Origin of the sequence: Streptomyces roseochromogenus subsp. oscitans DS 12.976 (assembly GCF_000497445.1) — a bacterium.
Taxonomy (GTDB): domain Bacteria; phylum Actinomycetota; class Actinomycetes; order Streptomycetales; family Streptomycetaceae; genus Streptomyces; species Streptomyces oscitans.
In genome coordinates, this window is record NZ_CM002285.1 from 5,536,749 (window position 1) to 5,553,305 (window position 16,557).

Here is a 16,557-nt window from a genome sequence, read left to right on the forward strand (position 1 = left end):
AGACCTCAGTCTCCCGGCGGATCCCTTCACGCGACTCCGGCGACAGCTTGCAGTCGTTGGATGGGACGCCGGTGTACAGCTCGCTGTTGGCATGACGAACTCTGGCCTCCTCAGCGGTCAAAGGCCGCATAGGACGCTCGACGAGCTCGTTCCACCCCTGGCAGTCGGTCCAGGCCATGGCGAGTCAGCCTATCCCATCAGGCGTCACAGCTCTGGCCCATTGCCCGGGAGCATTTCGCCGACCAGGATGAGGGGCGGCATTTCCATTCGCTTCGCAGCCGCCAGTTGCGGGTGCCTTATAGAAATGTCAGGACGTACAGCAAGCGTATCGGGCCAGCTGTCCAAGTGATTGGCGCCATGCATGATGACGTCATCCCAATCGACATCCTCTGTTACGCCTTGCCGGTCCAGTACAAAGCCGATGCACCGTGTGAGATCCGCGCAAATCTGTCTCGAGATTGCACGAATGGCATGTTCCTGCTCTTCAAGTGAGAGTCCGTCGAGGCCGAATTCGAAAACCGTCACGCCGCCGTTCAGGCGACGAATACGTGTGAAAATGTCCGTGTCACCGCTCAGCCACAGTTGAAAGTTGACCTCTCCGGCATTCGTCAGAGCTGCGTTCGACATGAGCTGATCACGCGAAACTGGCACCTGCTCGCCCCAGGATTCGGGCCCGCTGGTGATCTGCGTAATCCGGCCCGTGGTGGGATTGTTGAGCCTCAGGCCTTGCGCATCGAGATCCTGTACGACTCGCTCGGCATCTGCCGGGACCCAGCCTGAGCGGTACCAATGGAAGAATCCGTCACTCACTGCAACTCATCTCGTGAATGTGTGAACATTGCCTTCGCCGAGGATCTTCCTGGCGAGGTTCAACGCTGACTCCGGCGTCCCTTCTTCGAGGTACACCTGGGCCCGGACGCCCTGCTGCTCAGCCGCATATTTCAAGATGTGGCATTTCTCCCCAAACTTGGCAAGGTTCCTGGCCTTCGCCGGGCCACCGACAGCGATGTATGAGCCATCTCCGCCGATCACGTCGACGTCCGTGGTGCCGGCACCCGGTTTGGTCACCTTCAGTCCCGGCTTACCCGGCGCACCCGACGGCACCGTACCGTTCGTCAACTCTGCCACTTTCTGCTCGCGCGCAGCACCGACGCGCTCTGCGGTCGCGGGGTCGGTGGAGCGACTCGTCGACTCGTTGGCTGATGATGAACCTTCTCCGCCAGAACCGGCGCCCTCTGCCCCTACGGCCATCAGAACGATCCCTGCGGTACCGAGAAGCGAGGCGTTGACGGCGGCTTCGGCGGTAAGGGCGCCGACTGCTCCGCCTCCAGCGAGGGCAAGGCCTCCGGGAGGGAAGAGAGCGAGCAGGGACAGCAGCAGGAGGGCGAAGCCGAGGTAGACCAGGAAGGTGTTCAGCGCGTCGAGCAGGTGGAAAGTGTGGATCGCCCTGCCACTGGGCCCGGCGCTTCCGAACCCGCGCCACAGCAGGAGTGCGCCGGTGGTGGCCGCCCCCAGCGCGGTCCCGACACGGAAGCGGTGGACGGCCAGCAGTTCCGCCATGGGCTGGACCGATGCTGTCCGCCAGGTGCGCAACAGGGTGGTGAGCTGGTAGACGATCCAGGCCAGGGCGGCAATGCCGAAGCCCATGAGGATCTTCGGTCCCGAACCGGTACTGAAGAACTTCTGAAGGCCGGCAGCCGACGTGAAGGAGCCGACTCCCAGGAACAGTAACGAGGGCATCGCGAGGACGCACGGGATCAGCAGGAGCCACCGTTGCCGAGAACGCCTTGCGGTCCGGGTTGCCTTCAGCAGGTCGCGGACGTTCAGCCTCTGCCAGGCGTGCGGGTTGTTGGATGCCTCCATCCGAGCAGTGATGCCGGCGACCATCCAGCGCAGGTCCTGCGCGGTGTCGGGCGACGCCGACGCCGTGGCGTACAGCAGCGACCGCCGTATCCGGACGTAGCGCAGGACGATCAGCAGGCTCCACGGCAACCGCCAGGACGCATAGCGCAGCAGGGCTCCCAAGCTGTCACCATCGACCCGTTCCGAAGCAAGCACGACGCCTGGCACGGTGTGCCGTCCGCGATGGATCTGCCGCAGGTCGGCGAGCATCGCGATGACCAGGCACACGAGCGGCGCCGCCCACGCCTTCCCGTTCAGAGACTCAAGCCAGTGCGCAGCCTGGCCGACGGGTTCCTGGACCGCGTAATTGTTCACCGTGTGATACGCGGCAGCGGCCGCAAGCGGGACCACAGAGAGCAGGCGTAGCCAACCTCGTGCACGCCACAGCAGCCCGACCCCGAAGCCGGCCATAGCCGTCCACACCAGGTGGGAGAAGGTTTCGGTCGCCGGCGGGCCGAGCATGTCCAACTGACTGAACGGCGCAGGGAGCCACGCCGTCAACACCTGCCCGAGACCCGGCACGTAAGGCGGGGACAAGCTGTCCGGGATGATCCAGCCCCCACCGCGGGCGATCGCCCGGTGCGCGTCCAAGCCGTACCGCAGGACCGCCTCCAGCAGCCCGAACCCGCCCCCCAGCGCCGCACCCAGTACCGTGAAGTCGGTCAGCCCCCACTGGCGCCGCACCTTCAAACTCACCCCGGCCAGCAGGAGCGGGGAAACCTTGATCAGTTCCTCCACCCACGGCGCCACCGTGTAACTGGTGGTGTCCACCACCGTGACCAGCGACTGCCCCGACTGGTGCGCGTAGAGGCGGGTGTAGGCGAGCTCCACCAACGCCGTGGCCACGCCGCACCCGTACATCCCCACCGCGAATGCCAACAGCACGGTCGACAAGCGCACCGAACGAGTCGGCCAGGAAGCGGCGAACAGTTGCAGCACACCCCAGACGGCCGCCACCGCCATCATCAACGTCACACCAGGCCCCCCGATGCACCGGAACAACCATCGATTCGCGACCGTGAACGCGATGCTATGCGCTCAACTACTTGTGCAGCAAGCGAGTTGAGAGACTCGATAAGGCGACCACAAGGAGGATGCAAATCCTTTCCTCTGCGCAGGGCAACTGGGATATCACCTCGACGTCGGCACCCAGTTCGCCAATGCCTTGCCTGTTGCCTCCTGCGCTGATCACATCCCAGCAGGTCCGGCAGCAGCTGAAAGGTAGACCGGCTGCAGAACCGCAACGCACCCGGGACACCGTGCCGCTGGCTCACGGGCACTCCCTCCCGTGCGGCTGGCCTTCACTGCCGTACCGTGAAGCGAGTCCTATCCGAGCAGCTGGCTGCATTGCTCGACATCGCTCCGCCCCCCGCACCTGCGAGGGGCGGAGCACCGACACGATCGCTCTTCGTGGCGCCGAGCCCTCGGCCAGTTGGGTCGGCATGACTCTGCCTGCACGAGGAATGCGGACGGCGCCTTTCCTGAGTTGTGAGTTGCCTTCTCTGCCCGTTGATCTGCCGAAGCCTATGGAGGACAGAACGGCTAGGGAAGGGAAGCAGGCAAAGAACCACAGCCCGGCACATGGCACCAACCGCCAACGGGTACGCCGTACGGTGGTGAGCTACCAGAAGGGCAGAGGAGGATGCCGGATGCAGTCAGCACATCAAATTGGCCGACCATGGGCGGGTGTCGCCCGCATCGATGCTCGTGCTGACGGCGGCACTACACCAGGCTCTGTGCTGACCATCCACCTGAGCCGACACGATCCTGCGGCGGGTGCCAATCCGGGTGCGCAACTGCTGAGTTCGTTCCTCACCGCAGTAGACGCGGGGCCGCACGGAGACGCCGCCAGCGCAGCGGCGTTCAGCCGTGCTTCGAAGACATCCCCGGCCGTGGCCGCTTGGGTGCGGAAGGACGAGGCCCCAGAGCTGGTCGTGGATAGGCTCATGTCGCAACTTGTTGTGGTGGATGCGGCAGGCGCTCTGATTGACGATCGCACCTGCCGTGTAGGGCTCCGATCGACGTTCGAGCGATTGGACAACGAGCACGGCGTGCTGCTCACCATGAGAAGCGAGACGCCCGCCCCAGTCGAGCTGTTCCCGGCCCTCCTTCACTGCTGGATGTGGTGGTGGCGCAAACAAGTCGAGGCTCTCAGTGATCGCCCGGAGATGCCTTCGCCGCCCGAGCGCACAGCCAACGCGGACGCCTTTGCCGTCCAACTCGCCCAGTGGTTGGAACGGGCCAAGGAAATGCAGCAACGCCAGCCCGCCCCGAACTGGAAGGTGCCGTTGCCGCCGGAGCGGCTGGACCTGGTCGAAGACGGCCGACGCTTCGTCGTGCGTCTGGAAGACTTCGAACTCACCTCCTGGCCGGACGCGCCTCAAAGAGACCGCGGCGACCTGTACTTTGGAGACACGCCCTACTTCTAGATGATCAATTCCAAGGGATGCCTGCGGAGGGTGTGGGGTGGGCGGCGGCCGAAGCCACCGCGAGACGGTCAGGCGGCGGGCTGCCGGCCGTGGTTGTCGAGGTCGCAGCGGGCGGTCAGGCGTCAGGGTCGACTTCGGGGTGCGTGAACCGCACGGGCTTGCCCAGTGACCGGGCGTAGGCGATTTCGGCTCGGGTGCTGTCTCCGATGTAGTCGCCGACTACGAGTACCTCATCAGCGAGCCGGATCTTCGCCCGGTGCAGATCGCCGAGTCGAACCTTCAGCGCCTCGGCCTCGACAGGATCGGACCAAAGTTCGTGCGGCGACTTCATGTCAAAGGCCGGTTTGACGACAATCTTTCCGGCTTTGGTCTCCCGCAGATCGGCCTCGGTCATCTCGGTCATGAAGCGGGTGGAGCCGCAGATCACGACGATACGCGGGAGGTTCAACAGCTTCTTCGCGTCGGCGAGTTTCTCCTCGGGGGTGAGCAGTTGCGGGTGTGACACTGGTTCCTCCTGGTGGTGTGGTCCAAGGGGTGCCTGCGGAGACGAGAACGAGGGACGGGCATTCCGGCGTGTGGACGGCGGACACGCCCGTCTCAGTTCGGATAGCTACAGCGGCCGCATCAATACTCGACGTCTCCGGTTACTACGGCTGCCACGACCGAGGCCACTGACGTCAGGTACGACCACTTCGGCAGCAGTTCCTCCCACAGGGCACTCCGCGGCGGTTGAGACTCCCAATGGCGGGCCTCCTCGAAGCGCCAGATAGCCCTTGCATCCTCGGGCGACACCTGCAGTCGATGCGCCTCGTGCGCGATCTCCTCCTGGGTGGGCTCCTGCCAGACGGCTCCTCGCCAGGCCGCGAGGACGTCATCCGCATGATGCAGGATGGACTGCGCACTGCGGACGTAGATCTCAACAAGAGCGATCACGGGCGAATCGCTGGGCAGTCGCTCCCGCCACAACGGCAGCAGTTCCTTGTCGATCCTGGCGACCTTCGCGACGAGACCCGCGATCCCCTCGGTACGCAGCCTGTCCCACTCCTGTGGTCCACGGGGGAACGGCCGGCTTGCCTCCTCGTCCTTCTGCAACTCCCTGAGGAAAGCAACTCCGACGGCGATTTCCTCCTGCGTGGGATGCCACTCGTAACGGTTCAGCGATCGCGCGATCCTGTCGAGTTGCTGCTCGTCGGCGGCCTTCGTCATGGCGCCAGCCTAGCCAGGACGGGCCACCGGGCACCCACCTCGCTGCACGCGCCGGCCAGGAACAAGCCCCTCACACGGACGAGGCCGCCAGGCCCCGTGAGCGGACTGTTGGTGATCGGCTTCCGTGGCCACAGTCCGGCCTCTAGCGTAGAAGCGTGGCCGACATGACAAAGACGACGGAGACTTGGCCGGCGGCGATCTCCCGGGCAGAGGAGTACTTCCCCCCGTATACGCCGCCTGGCGGATTGCTCGCTCTCATCCTGACTGTGATCGCCGAGCGGGACAGCGTCGCGGTCAATGAGGTTCCACTGGCGAAGATCCGATACGAACTCGACGATCCCGCTGTCCTGCACCAGACCCTCAACGATCACTGCCCGCCCCAGCCCGATCCAGCGGATACGGACTGGTACTTCACCGCGCCGAAGTGGCCCCAGGACCGCACGGCATCAGTACCCGTGCAGCAGCGGCGAGCCTGGGCGATGGCCAATGCGCAAGGACCGGAGACGTACCCCCGCTGGATTCCCGCCAGCCACCGACCCATCGAGTACGCCGACGCACACATGGAGAGCTTCTACCACCGGTCCGTCGACGTCCTGAGCAGCACCGTCGACAAGCCGCTGCTCGCAGAGTGCGGAGGAATCGCTCGAATGTCCACCGTGGAGATCACAGGCGGCGTGTACGACGGGGCCTGCGGCCGGGTGTACGGGCCTGTCTGGGGTCGCGACGATGACGCCCGCGCCGTGACCACGCCTGCTTCCTACAAGGTCTCGTATGAGTACCAGTCGGTCTTGATCCCCGCGGAGCTTGTGCGCCCGAGCACCTAACGGTGCACGTCCTCACTGGAAGGAAGGCGTGAGGCGTGCCGTTCAGGGCACGCGTCAGCCGCCCCAGCCAGATCCTCTCAGTCCCGAATGGTCCAGTGGTCGGCTCGGGTGGCGCGGAGACGGTACGTGGCCGTGGACGTCGTGGCGTCGATCCGCTCGGGCGGAAGGGGAAGCAGGGCACGGCGGGGATAGCCGGACGGAATGTCGGTGTGCTGTTCGCACCACCAGCGGGCCCACCCATAAACCGCAGAGGGATACAGTCCGGGCTGCCCCGGCTCCTCGCTGCGAACCCGGACCGTGTAGCCGACCCGCCCCAAGACTGCCGGCGGCTGGACGCAGACCCAGACCAGTGCTTCACGATCGCTCGTCACCGCCCCCACGACCGCTGCCCCCGGATACGCGTGCACCGCCCTTTCGAGAACCACGTGAGGGATCGGGGCTGACCGGGCATCGGTGACAACGACGGAGGCGTTCTCCCTTGCCGGGTGCATGCTCGTCGGCGCAACTAGATGCAGTGCCCGTCCATCATCTTCCACTTGCCACCGATCGTGGCAGGTCACGCGGACTCGAACGCTGCCTTCGGAGTCTCCTTCTACCTTCTCTACCTCGGTCTCCACGCAACTTGCTGCCACAACCGCATCAGCCGCAGTCGCATCCGTCATGCCGAGCCCCCTTCGAACCAGTCGCCGCGGTCAGTGTGTCACCGGCCGTGGTGGCGAGGCAGCCCGCCAGGACCTCTGCCGTCCATCACCGGTCGCACGACGTGCGCCCTTGAGTCGTCTCATTCTCGGGTGTCGTGCACCACTTGGTCGAGGAGCTTGGCGAGTTCCTCAACGGCGTGTTCGGCAGCTGCGGTCTGCTGTGCGAGGAGCGGGGGAACGTGCTGCTGCTCCCACTGGGCCACGTCCAATGCGGCTTCCTCCGCCCACAGCGGCTCAAGGTGGGTTACTGCGGGTTCGAGGTCCGCACACAGACCCCCGTGGGTAATCGCCAGCGCGTGCATGTTGCCGTGCATTCCGTCCGGTCGGCGAGGCGCGTAATCGGCAGCCGTTCCGAGGGAAGTCCCGAGATGGACGAGACGGCGGGCACGCTGGAGCCAGGATGGTCCCGCCTCCGCAGGCTTGGGTGAGGCTGGGTAGTCGGAGGCAGCGGTGGGGGAGTTGCATAGCCCGGTGGCGCGAGCAGCTACTCGGTCTGCCTCACTGACCGTCCATACGCCCGTCTGCAATGCGTGTTGTTTCCTTGATCGCTGCTCCTCGGCCCATCGGCCGTTGCTCACCCATCCCCCGTGCCCAACCCCGAAATGTTCTGGGAATGCGCGCAGTTCGAGTATCCGGTACCTGAGGCGATCGGGGGCAACCGGCCCGCCAGCCAGGATGGGCGTCTCCGCGTGGGTCGTGAGTGTAGCCTCAACCACCCGTGCTACGGAGGGGAGTTCGTTCGGCGGAGGTAGCAGGCCGTGCCCAGGGCGAATATGCGGCAGGTTCGCAGACAGTCGGCCTGCCTTTGCAATTCGGCGACAGACGTCGGCTGCCCCGCGCAATGTGACGTCGCCGAGACGGCACGCACGGTCTCGGGCCGCGCTCCACAAGGCGACACCCAGGATGGTTACCTCGTAATCGGGCCGGTAGCCCTCTGCTTCCTCAATGCGATACTGCTCTTCCCGTGAGAGTGTGTGCCGGCCAAGGCGCCAGTCCTGGTGCCACTGGTAGAAGATCCGGGCGTGATCCATGGCCAGCCGCCAGGACGGTGGTATCGCCCGCGGGTCGTCAGGATGAACGCGGTGCGCAGGCGCTCCATCGCTACTCATGGCGGCCACCCTAGACAACCACGGGTGAGTGATGGCGTCTCGCTACGAGACGAGCTCTCCGGCCAGCGGACGAGCGCGAGCCACCCACCAGCCCGCCAGTGAGACTGCAGAAAGTAGTCACGGAGCGGGCAAGTGATCGGCCCCGCAAGAGAAATCTTCGGTGCCGTCAACAGCCGTCGGTGGCACGACTAGGCTCCACCTATGACTGCTGCCCCGCTGGCCGATACGGCTGCCCATCTGCGGTCCCGGCTGCTCGCCTACCTACGCTCACCTCTGAGCCGCCAGTACTACGCGTACGTGTTGCAGCACGGGCAGACGTTCACCATGCCCGCAACATGGGGTGCACTCCCGCCGGATCAGCGGATCGAGAAGGTCCTCGCGGCCGAGGCGCGACGCGTGGCCAACGGCCGTACCTTCGGACTGGACACGCCACTGCTGAGCGTTGCCCGGGCCGTGGCCGAGCAGCGGGAACAGGAACTGCCGTTCATCGAGGACGTCCTGCCCGCCCCGTCAGGATTGTTCACAGCCCCCGAGCCACTGTGCGATCTCGGGCAGGCGTCGATGGTGGCCGTGACCTGGGGGACGCCCATGGAAGGTTTCGGGCCGGGTGTACATCTGACCTGGTGGGCTGTCCACCACAGTCAGGAGTCGGATGTTCGAGAGGGCGGCCCGACGTTGGTGCCGGATTTCGACCTTCATCTGCCGTACGCACCGCTGGTGGATAGCCGCCTCTGGCAGGCCGAGGTGCCCTCTGGGCTGCTGTACTCCCACCTGCCGCTGCGCACCGTCGTAGCCGCTTGGTACGCCTTGACCACGCACGGGGTGCAGATCGATGAGAGGCGGCCCGAGCCATCCGTCGGACGGGCTCTGGCGGCTCAGAAGGCAAAAAACCGTAGCGTCCACGTCGCCACCACCGAGTCAGCCGAAGTTGTCCGCGAAGCCCTGATAGCCCGCGCTGCGACACACGCCGCGTCACTACGCGAGGCTGGTGCAGTCGGAGGCTTCCGGGACGTGGCGACCACGCCAGCCACCGTCTCGCACGGCGTGTTCGCCCCCGAACTCGACTACCAACTCGATGTCACAGGGCGACGCGTAGCGAGTTGGTACCGGCATGCGGCCGAGCACTGGCACCGCCTTGAGCTGGAGATCACCCAGACGTATCCGGGGATCTTCCAGCACTTGGAGGAGATGCGAGTGCGCGAGTACGGCCGCTGGCCTTCCTGGTGCTGGATGCCGAGTGCCGAGGTGGCGGCCTGGCTCGTGAGTTTCTACGGAGTTCCTGCGCGGCAAGCGATGTGGGACGGGGTGCGCATCGCAGCGGTCGGTGCCTGGCGCAGTGGGGGCCGGCATGCCCTTCTTCCCGCCGACAACCAGCCCACCTCGGGAGCCCAGAGCCCGGTGCCGAGGGATCTACCCGAGCGCATGCCAACACCGGGCATGGGGCTGATCATCCAAGGACCCGACAGCACCCGGCTCATTCTCGCTTTCGTGGACCACCACGAGAACAACGAAAAGTGTCCAGAGCTGGTGCTCGTCTCCGACGAGGGCGTACCCGGCTGCTCCTTCCGCGAGCTGACCAAGTTCACGCTGCTACTCACAGGAGAGACCCTGACCGACGCGGTCCGAGCCACGCAGCAGTACTACGACCAGGCGGCCATCGCCATCGGCCAGGCCCCGGCCCCGACTGACGAGACCCTCTACGCCGAGCACGCGGACCTTCTGTCCCGCTTCATCCGTCCGTTGACGGCAGTCTGCGCCCCAGAAGCACCCGTGGCGGAGGCAGGCGTGCTGGTCGGCCGGAAGCCGGAGGCACCCTGGCCGCCCGAACCGGGACTGCTCGACGAAATGCAACTGTGGCTGCTCGGAAACCGCACCACGGCGTAGCCGCCCCGCGTTCGTGTATCAGCACGGCGGGGAGGGAACATCGTCCTCCGCTATGGCACGTATGAACGACGTCCAGGAACTGGCGCGGAATGTGATCACCGTGCTCCCAGGGCGCTTCGAGTCACGAACGGGGGCCTGTCCTAGCGGGGGGGGGTGAGCAATTCGAGGCAGGTGTTCTCCTGGCCGCTGTAGCTGCTCTTGCACCACGTCCGGATCACGAGGTCGGTCAACGCTGAGATTCCTTTGCGGTGTGGGCCTCTTGGAGCGCCTGTCGGCAGGAGGCGGTGTCAGGGTGGTCGTCGCCGAGCACGCGGTGGCAGGCTTCCAGGTTCGCCTCGGCCAGGGCCACGGCGGCGTCGAGGTCGCCGGCACCGAGGCGGATGCGGATCAGGACGTTCCGCAGGCCCAGAGTGTGCGGGTGCTCGGCGCCGAGGATACGTTCGCGTACCTCCAGGACCGAGAGAGCTTCCTGCGCTGCGAGCTCCCACTGTTGCTGAGAGCGCAGGATGTTGGCAAGCAATGCCCTGGTCGTGAGGGTCCGCGGATGCTCCGCACCCAGGAGGCGGCCTCGAACGGCAAGGATGCGTTCGACCAACGCCCGGGCTTCGTCTATCTGGCCGCTCTTGAACAGTATCCAAGCCAGGGTGTGGCAGGCGGTCAGGGTGACGGGGTCCTCGTCGCCCAGAGCCCGCGCGGCGCGTTCGGCGTTGGGCCGGGCGATGCCGACCGCCTCTTGCCAGCGTTGCTGCTCGCCGACGGCCTCAGCGAGGCAGGCCGTGCTGACGATGGTGTCCGGGGCTTCGAGGCCCAGGGCACTGCTGCGGCCGTCGACTGCGCGCCGCATGTGGTGCTCATCCTGGCTCCAGGCGCCCAGCCCATAGAAGACGAGGGCGAGTTCGTGGGCGCAAGCGAGCGTTGCCAAGTGGTCGGGGCCCATCTCCGCCTCGTGGGCGACCAGGACCTCCTCAAGGAGGTCCTTGGCCTGCTCATAGCGGCCCAAGGCGCTCAGTATGCGACCGAGTTCGTAGCGATCTGCCAGGCTCTCCGCCGTGTCAGGAGCGTCGAGGGAGCCGTCGGCGTCCACGACGGCCTTCGCCACGGCATGAGCGGTGGCGAAGTCGCCGCGGTCGTAACTCTGGGCACGCAGGTAGCGTGCAAGGGCCAGTGCACGGTGGGCGATGGCCGAGCGGGCTCGGACAACACGTTCCAGAAGGGCCACCACATGTGGGGTGAACAACCGCAGGCTCTGGGCGTCGATCAGCAGCCCTTCGCCGGCTTCCCTGGTGAGCAGGTCCTCCAGCAGAGTGGCTGCCGCGGCAAGAATGATCTCGCGCTGGTCCAGGGGGATGCGCGCGGCGACGGTGTCCAGTAGCAGGGCATGGGTCTGCACACAAGGAACACCCGGGCGGCCTACGTCTCCGGGCACGTCGTCGACGGACACCATGGAGTGCGACATCAGGCCCCGCAGGGCGGCCTCCGCGCGCTGGCCGGGTAGCGGTGGTTCGGCCCGGTCGAGGCCGGTATGCCGCAGCCTATCGGGGTGGAGAACACCGGTCGGCAGTGGATCGGACGCGAAGCAGGACAACAGCCGGATCAGGGTGATCGCCTCGGGAAGACCACGATCGGCGAGGGCGTCGAGGGAGATCTGCCACGTACTGCTGATCAGCCGACGAAGGTCACGCTCATCAGGATCGGCGGCCTCGTCCAGCGTAGCGTTCGGATCATTGCGGAGACGCTCAAGGAATTCGTCCACAGTCACCGGATCCAGGAATCGGCGGCCCAGGTAGGAACCGGCGAGGACCAACGCCAGAGGATGGCACCCCAAGGCGCGGGCCAGCTCTTCCAGCTCGGCCGTGTCGGAGGGGACTTCGAGATCGATCAGGACATCCACGGCGTCGTCCAGGCCGAGAACGTCCAGATGATGGCGTTCCGCGCGCCGCCACGCTGCCGCCGTGCCGAAGCGGGTGGTGACGAGGATGGTGCCACGGCGTGTGGGTCGCAACCACACCTCGTCGCCCAGCACCGAGGGATCATCCGCGTTGTCGAGTACGAGCAGCCAAGGCTGGGACGAGCGTTCCAACTGGTACCAGGCCAGATCGGCGGCGGCCCGGCGACGGTCGCGCGCAGCATCGACCTCATCCTGCGAGGCGCCCCGGTCCTGGGCAACGGCGAGCATGCCCTCCCGGAAGGTCGGCGCAGTCGACGCGTTCACCCACAACCCGATGACTCCGTGCTGACCCACCGCCTCGTCGAAGACCACGCGTACGATGGCCGTCTTCCCACAGCCCCCCATGCCGTGCACCACTACGGGACTGTCCGAGGCGTCAGGGTGACACGCGGCGCGCAGCAAAAGGCGACGCAGATCGTGCCGGTCGTGGATCGGTGTCAGGGATGCCGCAGCCAAGGGGACCCGCACCGAGTCCGGGCCCACATGCTCTCGCCGAGCCGCCGCTCCGCCCGGCGAGTACTGGGCGGTGTAGCTCCCGATCTCGATGTTGACCTGGTCCCGGTCGGCGTTGAACAGCCGACCGTGATCGGCAACCGACACGCGAGGTCCCACAGCCCCCGCGTCGCCGCGCCCAGGGTGGCTCATCGCTCGTGGATGTGCTGGTCGCGGCCCGCGTTGTAGACGCGCCCGTTGCCGGACACGTGCGTGTGGAAGACGGGAGCCGGCACGGTGGGTTGCTGATCGCGGGGCAGCGAGCCGCGTACTTCGTCGAGGACGTGCTGCAACTGTTCGGCCACGGCCGGATCCTGCTCCAGGATTCGGCGCAGCCGACGGTCCCAGTCACGTACCAGATCCGCCTCGTCCTGCTCATTCTGGTCCTGGCGGGCCGCGAGAACCTCTTCGCGGGTCTCGTCCAGAGCCAGGGTGATCTCCTCGGCTTGGATAGGCCGGAAGCGGCGCCACAGCATCACGACACCGTCACGTGCCTGCTGCCAAGCATCCGTGGCCATCAACGCCACCAGCGTGGCACCGGCCGTCTCGACAACATCCACGCGCGCCCCCTGCCAGAGCAGACTCACCCAGCTCCTTCCGGGTGATAGTAGACGGGGCGGCCACCACGGCCCTCAACATTCCTGCCACCAGTGCGGCCAGCGCACGAATCTTGGCCGAAACGCACTGGGTGCCACCGCTCAGCTCAGCCCCGAACTCGTCGGTCAGAGCTCGTGCCTAGTCGGCAGCGCGCCTCGGCCTGGGATCTGGGGCCATCACGTTCATCTGTCGAGTGATCAACCTATGTGCCTGGCTGTGGGACGAGCCGAATCTCGTTCCCGTCGTGGCCGACCAGCCTATCCTGCCGGCCGCTGAACTCGGGCTAGCTCACCGAAGGCGAGGGTTTATCGCCACGAGGCGAGCTCGGAACCCTGGATCAGGCTGATTGGCCTCGAACTCGCCGCTTTCCGGGTCGATATAACCCCATTCGCCCTTCCGGCCAGCACCGCAGACCATCAGGGTCAACGTCCGCCCCGGCTCAGCGATTGCGGTGACCTCATGGAAGGTCGTGAGGGGCAAGTGGTTCTGCCCGCCTGCTTGGTGAACCTGGGTCGTGCTGGTGACCTGGCCGTCCACCACTTCATACCGCTGCTCGGTATATCCGCCGAGCAGGATGAACGCGGTGAACTCCCACGGATGGTTGTGCGGCTTCGGCGCCGCACCGTCGCGAAGGTCCGGACCGAGCCAAAGATTGATCTTGGCGGTGCATTCTGCCTCACGCCGCAGAAGAAGCTCGGCCTTGTATCCGACCCCGTCCAGGTCAGGGATCAGCGTCCAGTTGCTTTCGGACGTAAACCTGTCCCAGGTCAGGTGCTCGTCCGGAAGATGCTCTGCCAGACCTGTGACGGCGGCGTTGAACATCTCCTCGTCCACCGCCAGGCCGGGAATGATCTGTACGGACTTCATGGTTCGCTCCCTTTCGGCCGCCACAGCGGCTGTGCTCGACGAATAGGTCAGCGGGCGGTCTGGTGAAGACCACCAATGGTTCAAGTAGGAGCTGCGGGCAGGCAGCTCTTGACGCCGATGACCTGGTTCATGTGGTGAACTCCTTCACGGCTGGCGGGTTTGCAGCGTCCTCGACCAGTGCTGGGCAGTCTGCAGGCGCGGCCAGTGGGATCCGCCAAGCGGCACGTCGAGGATCCGCTCGAACATGATCTCGCGCCGGTCGTGCCACTGGGAGACCAAACTGATCTGTTCCACGCGCATCGTGACGGGGCGGGGTCCGTGGTCGCTCAGCCATACCTTCATCGGAAGCCGCTCGACATCCCCCACACCGTAGGCCAGGCTGGCGTGAGGGTAGTGGGCTGCGGGCAGGGCCTCGTAGCGGCCACCAGTCGCTTTCGCGGTGGCAGCGACGGTCAGCTCCCACAACGGGCGCGATGCCGCCCCTGGCCGCCCCGCACACTCGATGGCGACACTGCCCACAGTGGCCCGACCCAAAGTGAGCTCCAACGGCGCGATCCAGGCGCAACCCGCCCGCACCTCATCGACCATGTCAGCGATCTCCCGCTCGGACATCTCCTCCACGGGAGGCCCGTGCAAGACGGTGACGTGAAAGTTCTCCGGTCGCACAGGGGCGAGGCCCGGTCGGTGAGTCAGCTCCCGGTAGGGCTCGAACAGAGTCTCCTCCGCCCACTCGGGCGAGGCGAGCAGATGCCAGTGGTAGTCCCGGCGGCCTTCCGGCCAGCGGTGGATAACCGTGGAAAAGAAGTCCCGCACAGTCGATCTCCTTTCCTTTGCACGTAAACGGGGTTGCTTGGGGCAGGGCTGTGCATCCAGATGTTGGCCAACGACATCTGGTCGCATGGCCTGGAGGGACACGGACCGCTATCGCGGGCTCGTGATCACCGGCATTGCGCGATCATGTGCAGGCGGGTGCTGACGTTGTATCCGTACGCGGCCGCGCCGGCCGTGATGACCGGTTGGCGGTCCAGCAGCGTGGCCGTGTCGGGCGCTTCCGGCATCACCCAGACCCACGACGGCTCCAGATCGTGCTCCGCCGCAAAGTCCGCTACTTCCCGGATATGGGCCTGGTCGGCCACGACGAACTTGAACGCCGCTCGTTCTGCCGCTGCAAGCCGAGCGAACGCCGCGATCGCATCGGGTTTGATCCGGCGCTTGAGCGGGTCACCGCCGCCCATGACCGTCAACTTCGGCGACACGGTGTAGTGCCCAATAAAGGGGTTGATAGATGGGGGCGGCGCGATAGTGCCATTCGTCTCCACATGCACCTCAATGCCCCGGCGTCCCAACAGGTCCAGCATGGTGATGAACGCCGGTGCGCTCTGCCACAGCAGAGGTTCACCGCCCGAGAGCACCACCATACGAACCCGTGCGGGCAGCCGGTCCACCGCAGCCGCAACTGCCGTCTCCGGGCAGGTGACGGCCAAGTCGTAGCGCGAGGTGTCCCAGGTCTGGGCCGTGTCGCAGGGAGGACAGTGCAGATTGCACCACCCCAGGCGAATGAAGCCGCAGGAGCGCCCCATGTAGGGCCCTTCACCCTGCACCACATCCCAGAAGACCTCATTGATCGGCAGGTGCGTCTCCCGGTTGCGGCCATCGGCTGCCGGCAGCGGCAAAGCGGTGTGAGTCATGCCCCCTCCAGTCCGAAGAGAGTCATTCCGGCAATCTCACGAAGCCCCGCCGTCCGGTGGTGTGCGTCACCCAGCACCTTGTCCGCTGCAGGTAGGGCCTGCTCAGCCAGCGAAGCCGCCTCCTGCACCCTGCCTGCTGAAACCAGAATGTCGGCCAGGTCGTGGACGACGGCGATCGTGTGCGGATGTTCCGGTCCCAGCACCGCCATGCGCCCCTGGTACACCTGCCTTGCCTGCGATGCGGCGCTCTCTAGATCCCCGAAGCCCTGCAGGCACTTGGCCAGTAGGTTCCCCGCGGAGAACGTGAGCCGGTGCTCAGTGCCGAGGCAACGCTCGAGGTCGGCACAGACCGCGGTAGCCAGTTGTGTAGCTTCTCCCCATCGTTCCTGGTGGAATCTGATCCACGCTACGGTCAGGCGAGCCATCAGTACTCCGTCGTGCGACTGGAGTGCCTTGACCTCACCGAGCTTGATCGTTTCCCGTGCGATCGCCTCGGCCTCTTCCATCCGGCCCTGTTCTCCGACTGCATCGGCCAGCCAGGCGCGAGCTTGGAGCGTGTCTGGATGGTCCGGGCCGAGGATGCGAGACCGGCCCTCAACCGCACGACGGTGATACAGCTCCGCCTCGGAGAAGCGGCCCAGGCCGTACAGGGACAGGCCGAGAGTGAGGCGGGCCCGCCACGGGACGTCGTGGTCGAGGCCGAACTCTGCGTCGAGGTGTGGCAGGACCTCTTGGCACAGGCTCACGGCTTCGGTGAAGTCGCCTTGCTGGAAAGCAGTTTCGGCTTTCTGCAGGGCGTTGCTGAAGGACCGTGTCGTCATTTCTAGGGGCCCTTTCGTGATCGGTGATGAGATGGGTGTGTGCTGCTCTGCCCGGGCGGGCCGCGTGGGGCTAATGGGGACGTGGGACA

15 protein-coding genes are annotated in these 16,557 nt (G+C 65.9%); 3 read left to right on the forward strand and 12 right to left on the reverse strand.

Going from position 1 to position 16,557, the window contains the following annotated elements; translation table 11 throughout:
- Nucleotides 1–204 precede the first annotated feature (204 nt).
- Both M878_RS97675 and M878_RS73675 read right to left on the reverse strand, forming a co-directional pair.
- Complete coding sequence (locus M878_RS97675) at nucleotides 205–810, reverse strand: hypothetical protein (protein ID WP_158692751.1); 606 nt, start codon at nucleotides 808–810, stop codon at nucleotides 205–207.
- A 6-nt stretch (nucleotides 811–816) separates the two neighbouring features.
- On the reverse strand, nucleotides 817–2,868 hold the full coding sequence (locus M878_RS73675) for a PrsW family glutamic-type intramembrane protease (RefSeq protein WP_245238411.1): 2,052 nt from the start codon (nucleotides 2,866–2,868) through the stop codon (nucleotides 817–819).
- A gap of 770 nt (nucleotides 2,869–3,638) precedes the next feature.
- Here M878_RS73675 and M878_RS73680 point away from each other — a divergent pair.
- Nucleotides 3,639–4,331 carry a hypothetical protein gene (locus tag M878_RS73680; protein WP_158692752.1) on the forward strand — a complete coding sequence of 231 codons (693 nt, stop codon included), beginning with the start codon at nucleotides 3,639–3,641 and terminating at the stop codon, nucleotides 4,329–4,331.
- A gap of 115 nt (nucleotides 4,332–4,446) precedes the next feature.
- Here M878_RS73680 and M878_RS73685 read toward each other — a convergent pair whose 3' ends face one another.
- Both M878_RS73685 and M878_RS73690 read right to left on the reverse strand, forming a co-directional pair.
- A complete protein-coding gene (locus M878_RS73685) occupies nucleotides 4,447–4,836 on the reverse strand; it encodes a TIR domain-containing protein (protein WP_023549712.1) in 390 nt (129 codons plus the stop codon).
- A 119-nt stretch (nucleotides 4,837–4,955) separates the two neighbouring features.
- Nucleotides 4,956–5,537, reverse strand: a complete 582-nt coding sequence (locus tag M878_RS73690; RefSeq protein WP_023549713.1) for a hypothetical protein — start codon at nucleotides 5,535–5,537, stop codon at nucleotides 4,956–4,958.
- Between the two features lie 155 nt (nucleotides 5,538–5,692).
- Here M878_RS73690 and M878_RS73695 point away from each other — a divergent pair, with 155 nt between their 5' ends.
- Nucleotides 5,693–6,361 (forward strand): hypothetical protein, encoded by a 669-nt coding sequence (locus M878_RS73695; protein WP_158692753.1) that lies wholly within the window; start codon nucleotides 5,693–5,695, stop codon nucleotides 6,359–6,361.
- Between the two features lie 781 nt (nucleotides 6,362–7,142).
- Here the strand turns inward: M878_RS73695 and M878_RS73700 are convergent.
- Complete coding sequence (locus tag M878_RS73700) at nucleotides 7,143–7,364, reverse strand: hypothetical protein (protein WP_023549716.1); 222 nt, start codon at nucleotides 7,362–7,364, stop codon at nucleotides 7,143–7,145.
- Between the two features lie 1,008 nt (nucleotides 7,365–8,372).
- Here M878_RS73700 and M878_RS73705 point away from each other — a divergent pair.
- The gene (locus tag M878_RS73705) at nucleotides 8,373–10,055 is read left to right on the forward strand and encodes a hypothetical protein (protein WP_023549717.1); all 1,683 of its coding nucleotides are present in this window, start codon (nucleotides 8,373–8,375) and stop codon (nucleotides 10,053–10,055) included.
- A gap of 18 nt (nucleotides 10,056–10,073) precedes the next feature.
- On the opposite strand, the gene M878_RS000000101455 is transcribed toward M878_RS73705, so the two are convergent.
- The 7 genes from M878_RS000000101455 to M878_RS73735 all read right to left on the reverse strand — a co-directional run bounded on the left by M878_RS000000101455 (nucleotide 10,074) and on the right by M878_RS73735 (nucleotide 16,468).
- Nucleotides 10,074–10,262, reverse strand: a complete 189-nt coding sequence (locus tag M878_RS000000101455; RefSeq protein WP_342452726.1) for a DUF397 domain-containing protein — start codon at nucleotides 10,260–10,262, stop codon at nucleotides 10,074–10,076.
- A 19-nt stretch (nucleotides 10,263–10,281) separates the two neighbouring features.
- A complete protein-coding gene (locus M878_RS73710) occupies nucleotides 10,282–12,648 on the reverse strand; it encodes a tetratricopeptide repeat protein (RefSeq protein ID WP_063750626.1) in 2,367 nt (788 codons plus the stop codon).
- Nucleotides 12,645–13,082: a hypothetical protein gene (locus M878_RS73715; protein WP_023549720.1), complete on the reverse strand. Its 438-nt coding sequence runs from the start codon at nucleotides 13,080–13,082 to the stop codon at nucleotides 12,645–12,647. Before M878_RS73715 ends, M878_RS73710 begins: the two co-directional genes overlap by 4 nt.
- A gap of 298 nt (nucleotides 13,083–13,380) precedes the next feature.
- Nucleotides 13,381–13,959, reverse strand: coding sequence for a hypothetical protein (locus tag M878_RS73720; protein WP_023549721.1), 579 nt, complete (start codon nucleotides 13,957–13,959; stop codon nucleotides 13,381–13,383).
- A gap of 144 nt (nucleotides 13,960–14,103) precedes the next feature.
- Nucleotides 14,104–14,772 (reverse strand): 2'-5' RNA ligase family protein, encoded by a 669-nt coding sequence (locus tag M878_RS73725; protein ID WP_023549722.1) that lies wholly within the window; start codon nucleotides 14,770–14,772, stop codon nucleotides 14,104–14,106.
- Between the two features lie 125 nt (nucleotides 14,773–14,897).
- Complete coding sequence (locus M878_RS73730; protein WP_023549723.1) at nucleotides 14,898–15,647, reverse strand: 7-carboxy-7-deazaguanine synthase QueE; 750 nt, start codon at nucleotides 15,645–15,647, stop codon at nucleotides 14,898–14,900.
- Nucleotides 15,644–16,468: a tetratricopeptide repeat protein gene (locus M878_RS73735; protein ID WP_023549724.1), complete on the reverse strand. Its 825-nt coding sequence runs from the start codon at nucleotides 16,466–16,468 to the stop codon at nucleotides 15,644–15,646. The genes M878_RS73730 and M878_RS73735 overlap by 4 nt, the downstream gene beginning before the upstream one ends.
- Between the last annotated feature and the right edge of the window lie 89 nt (nucleotides 16,469–16,557).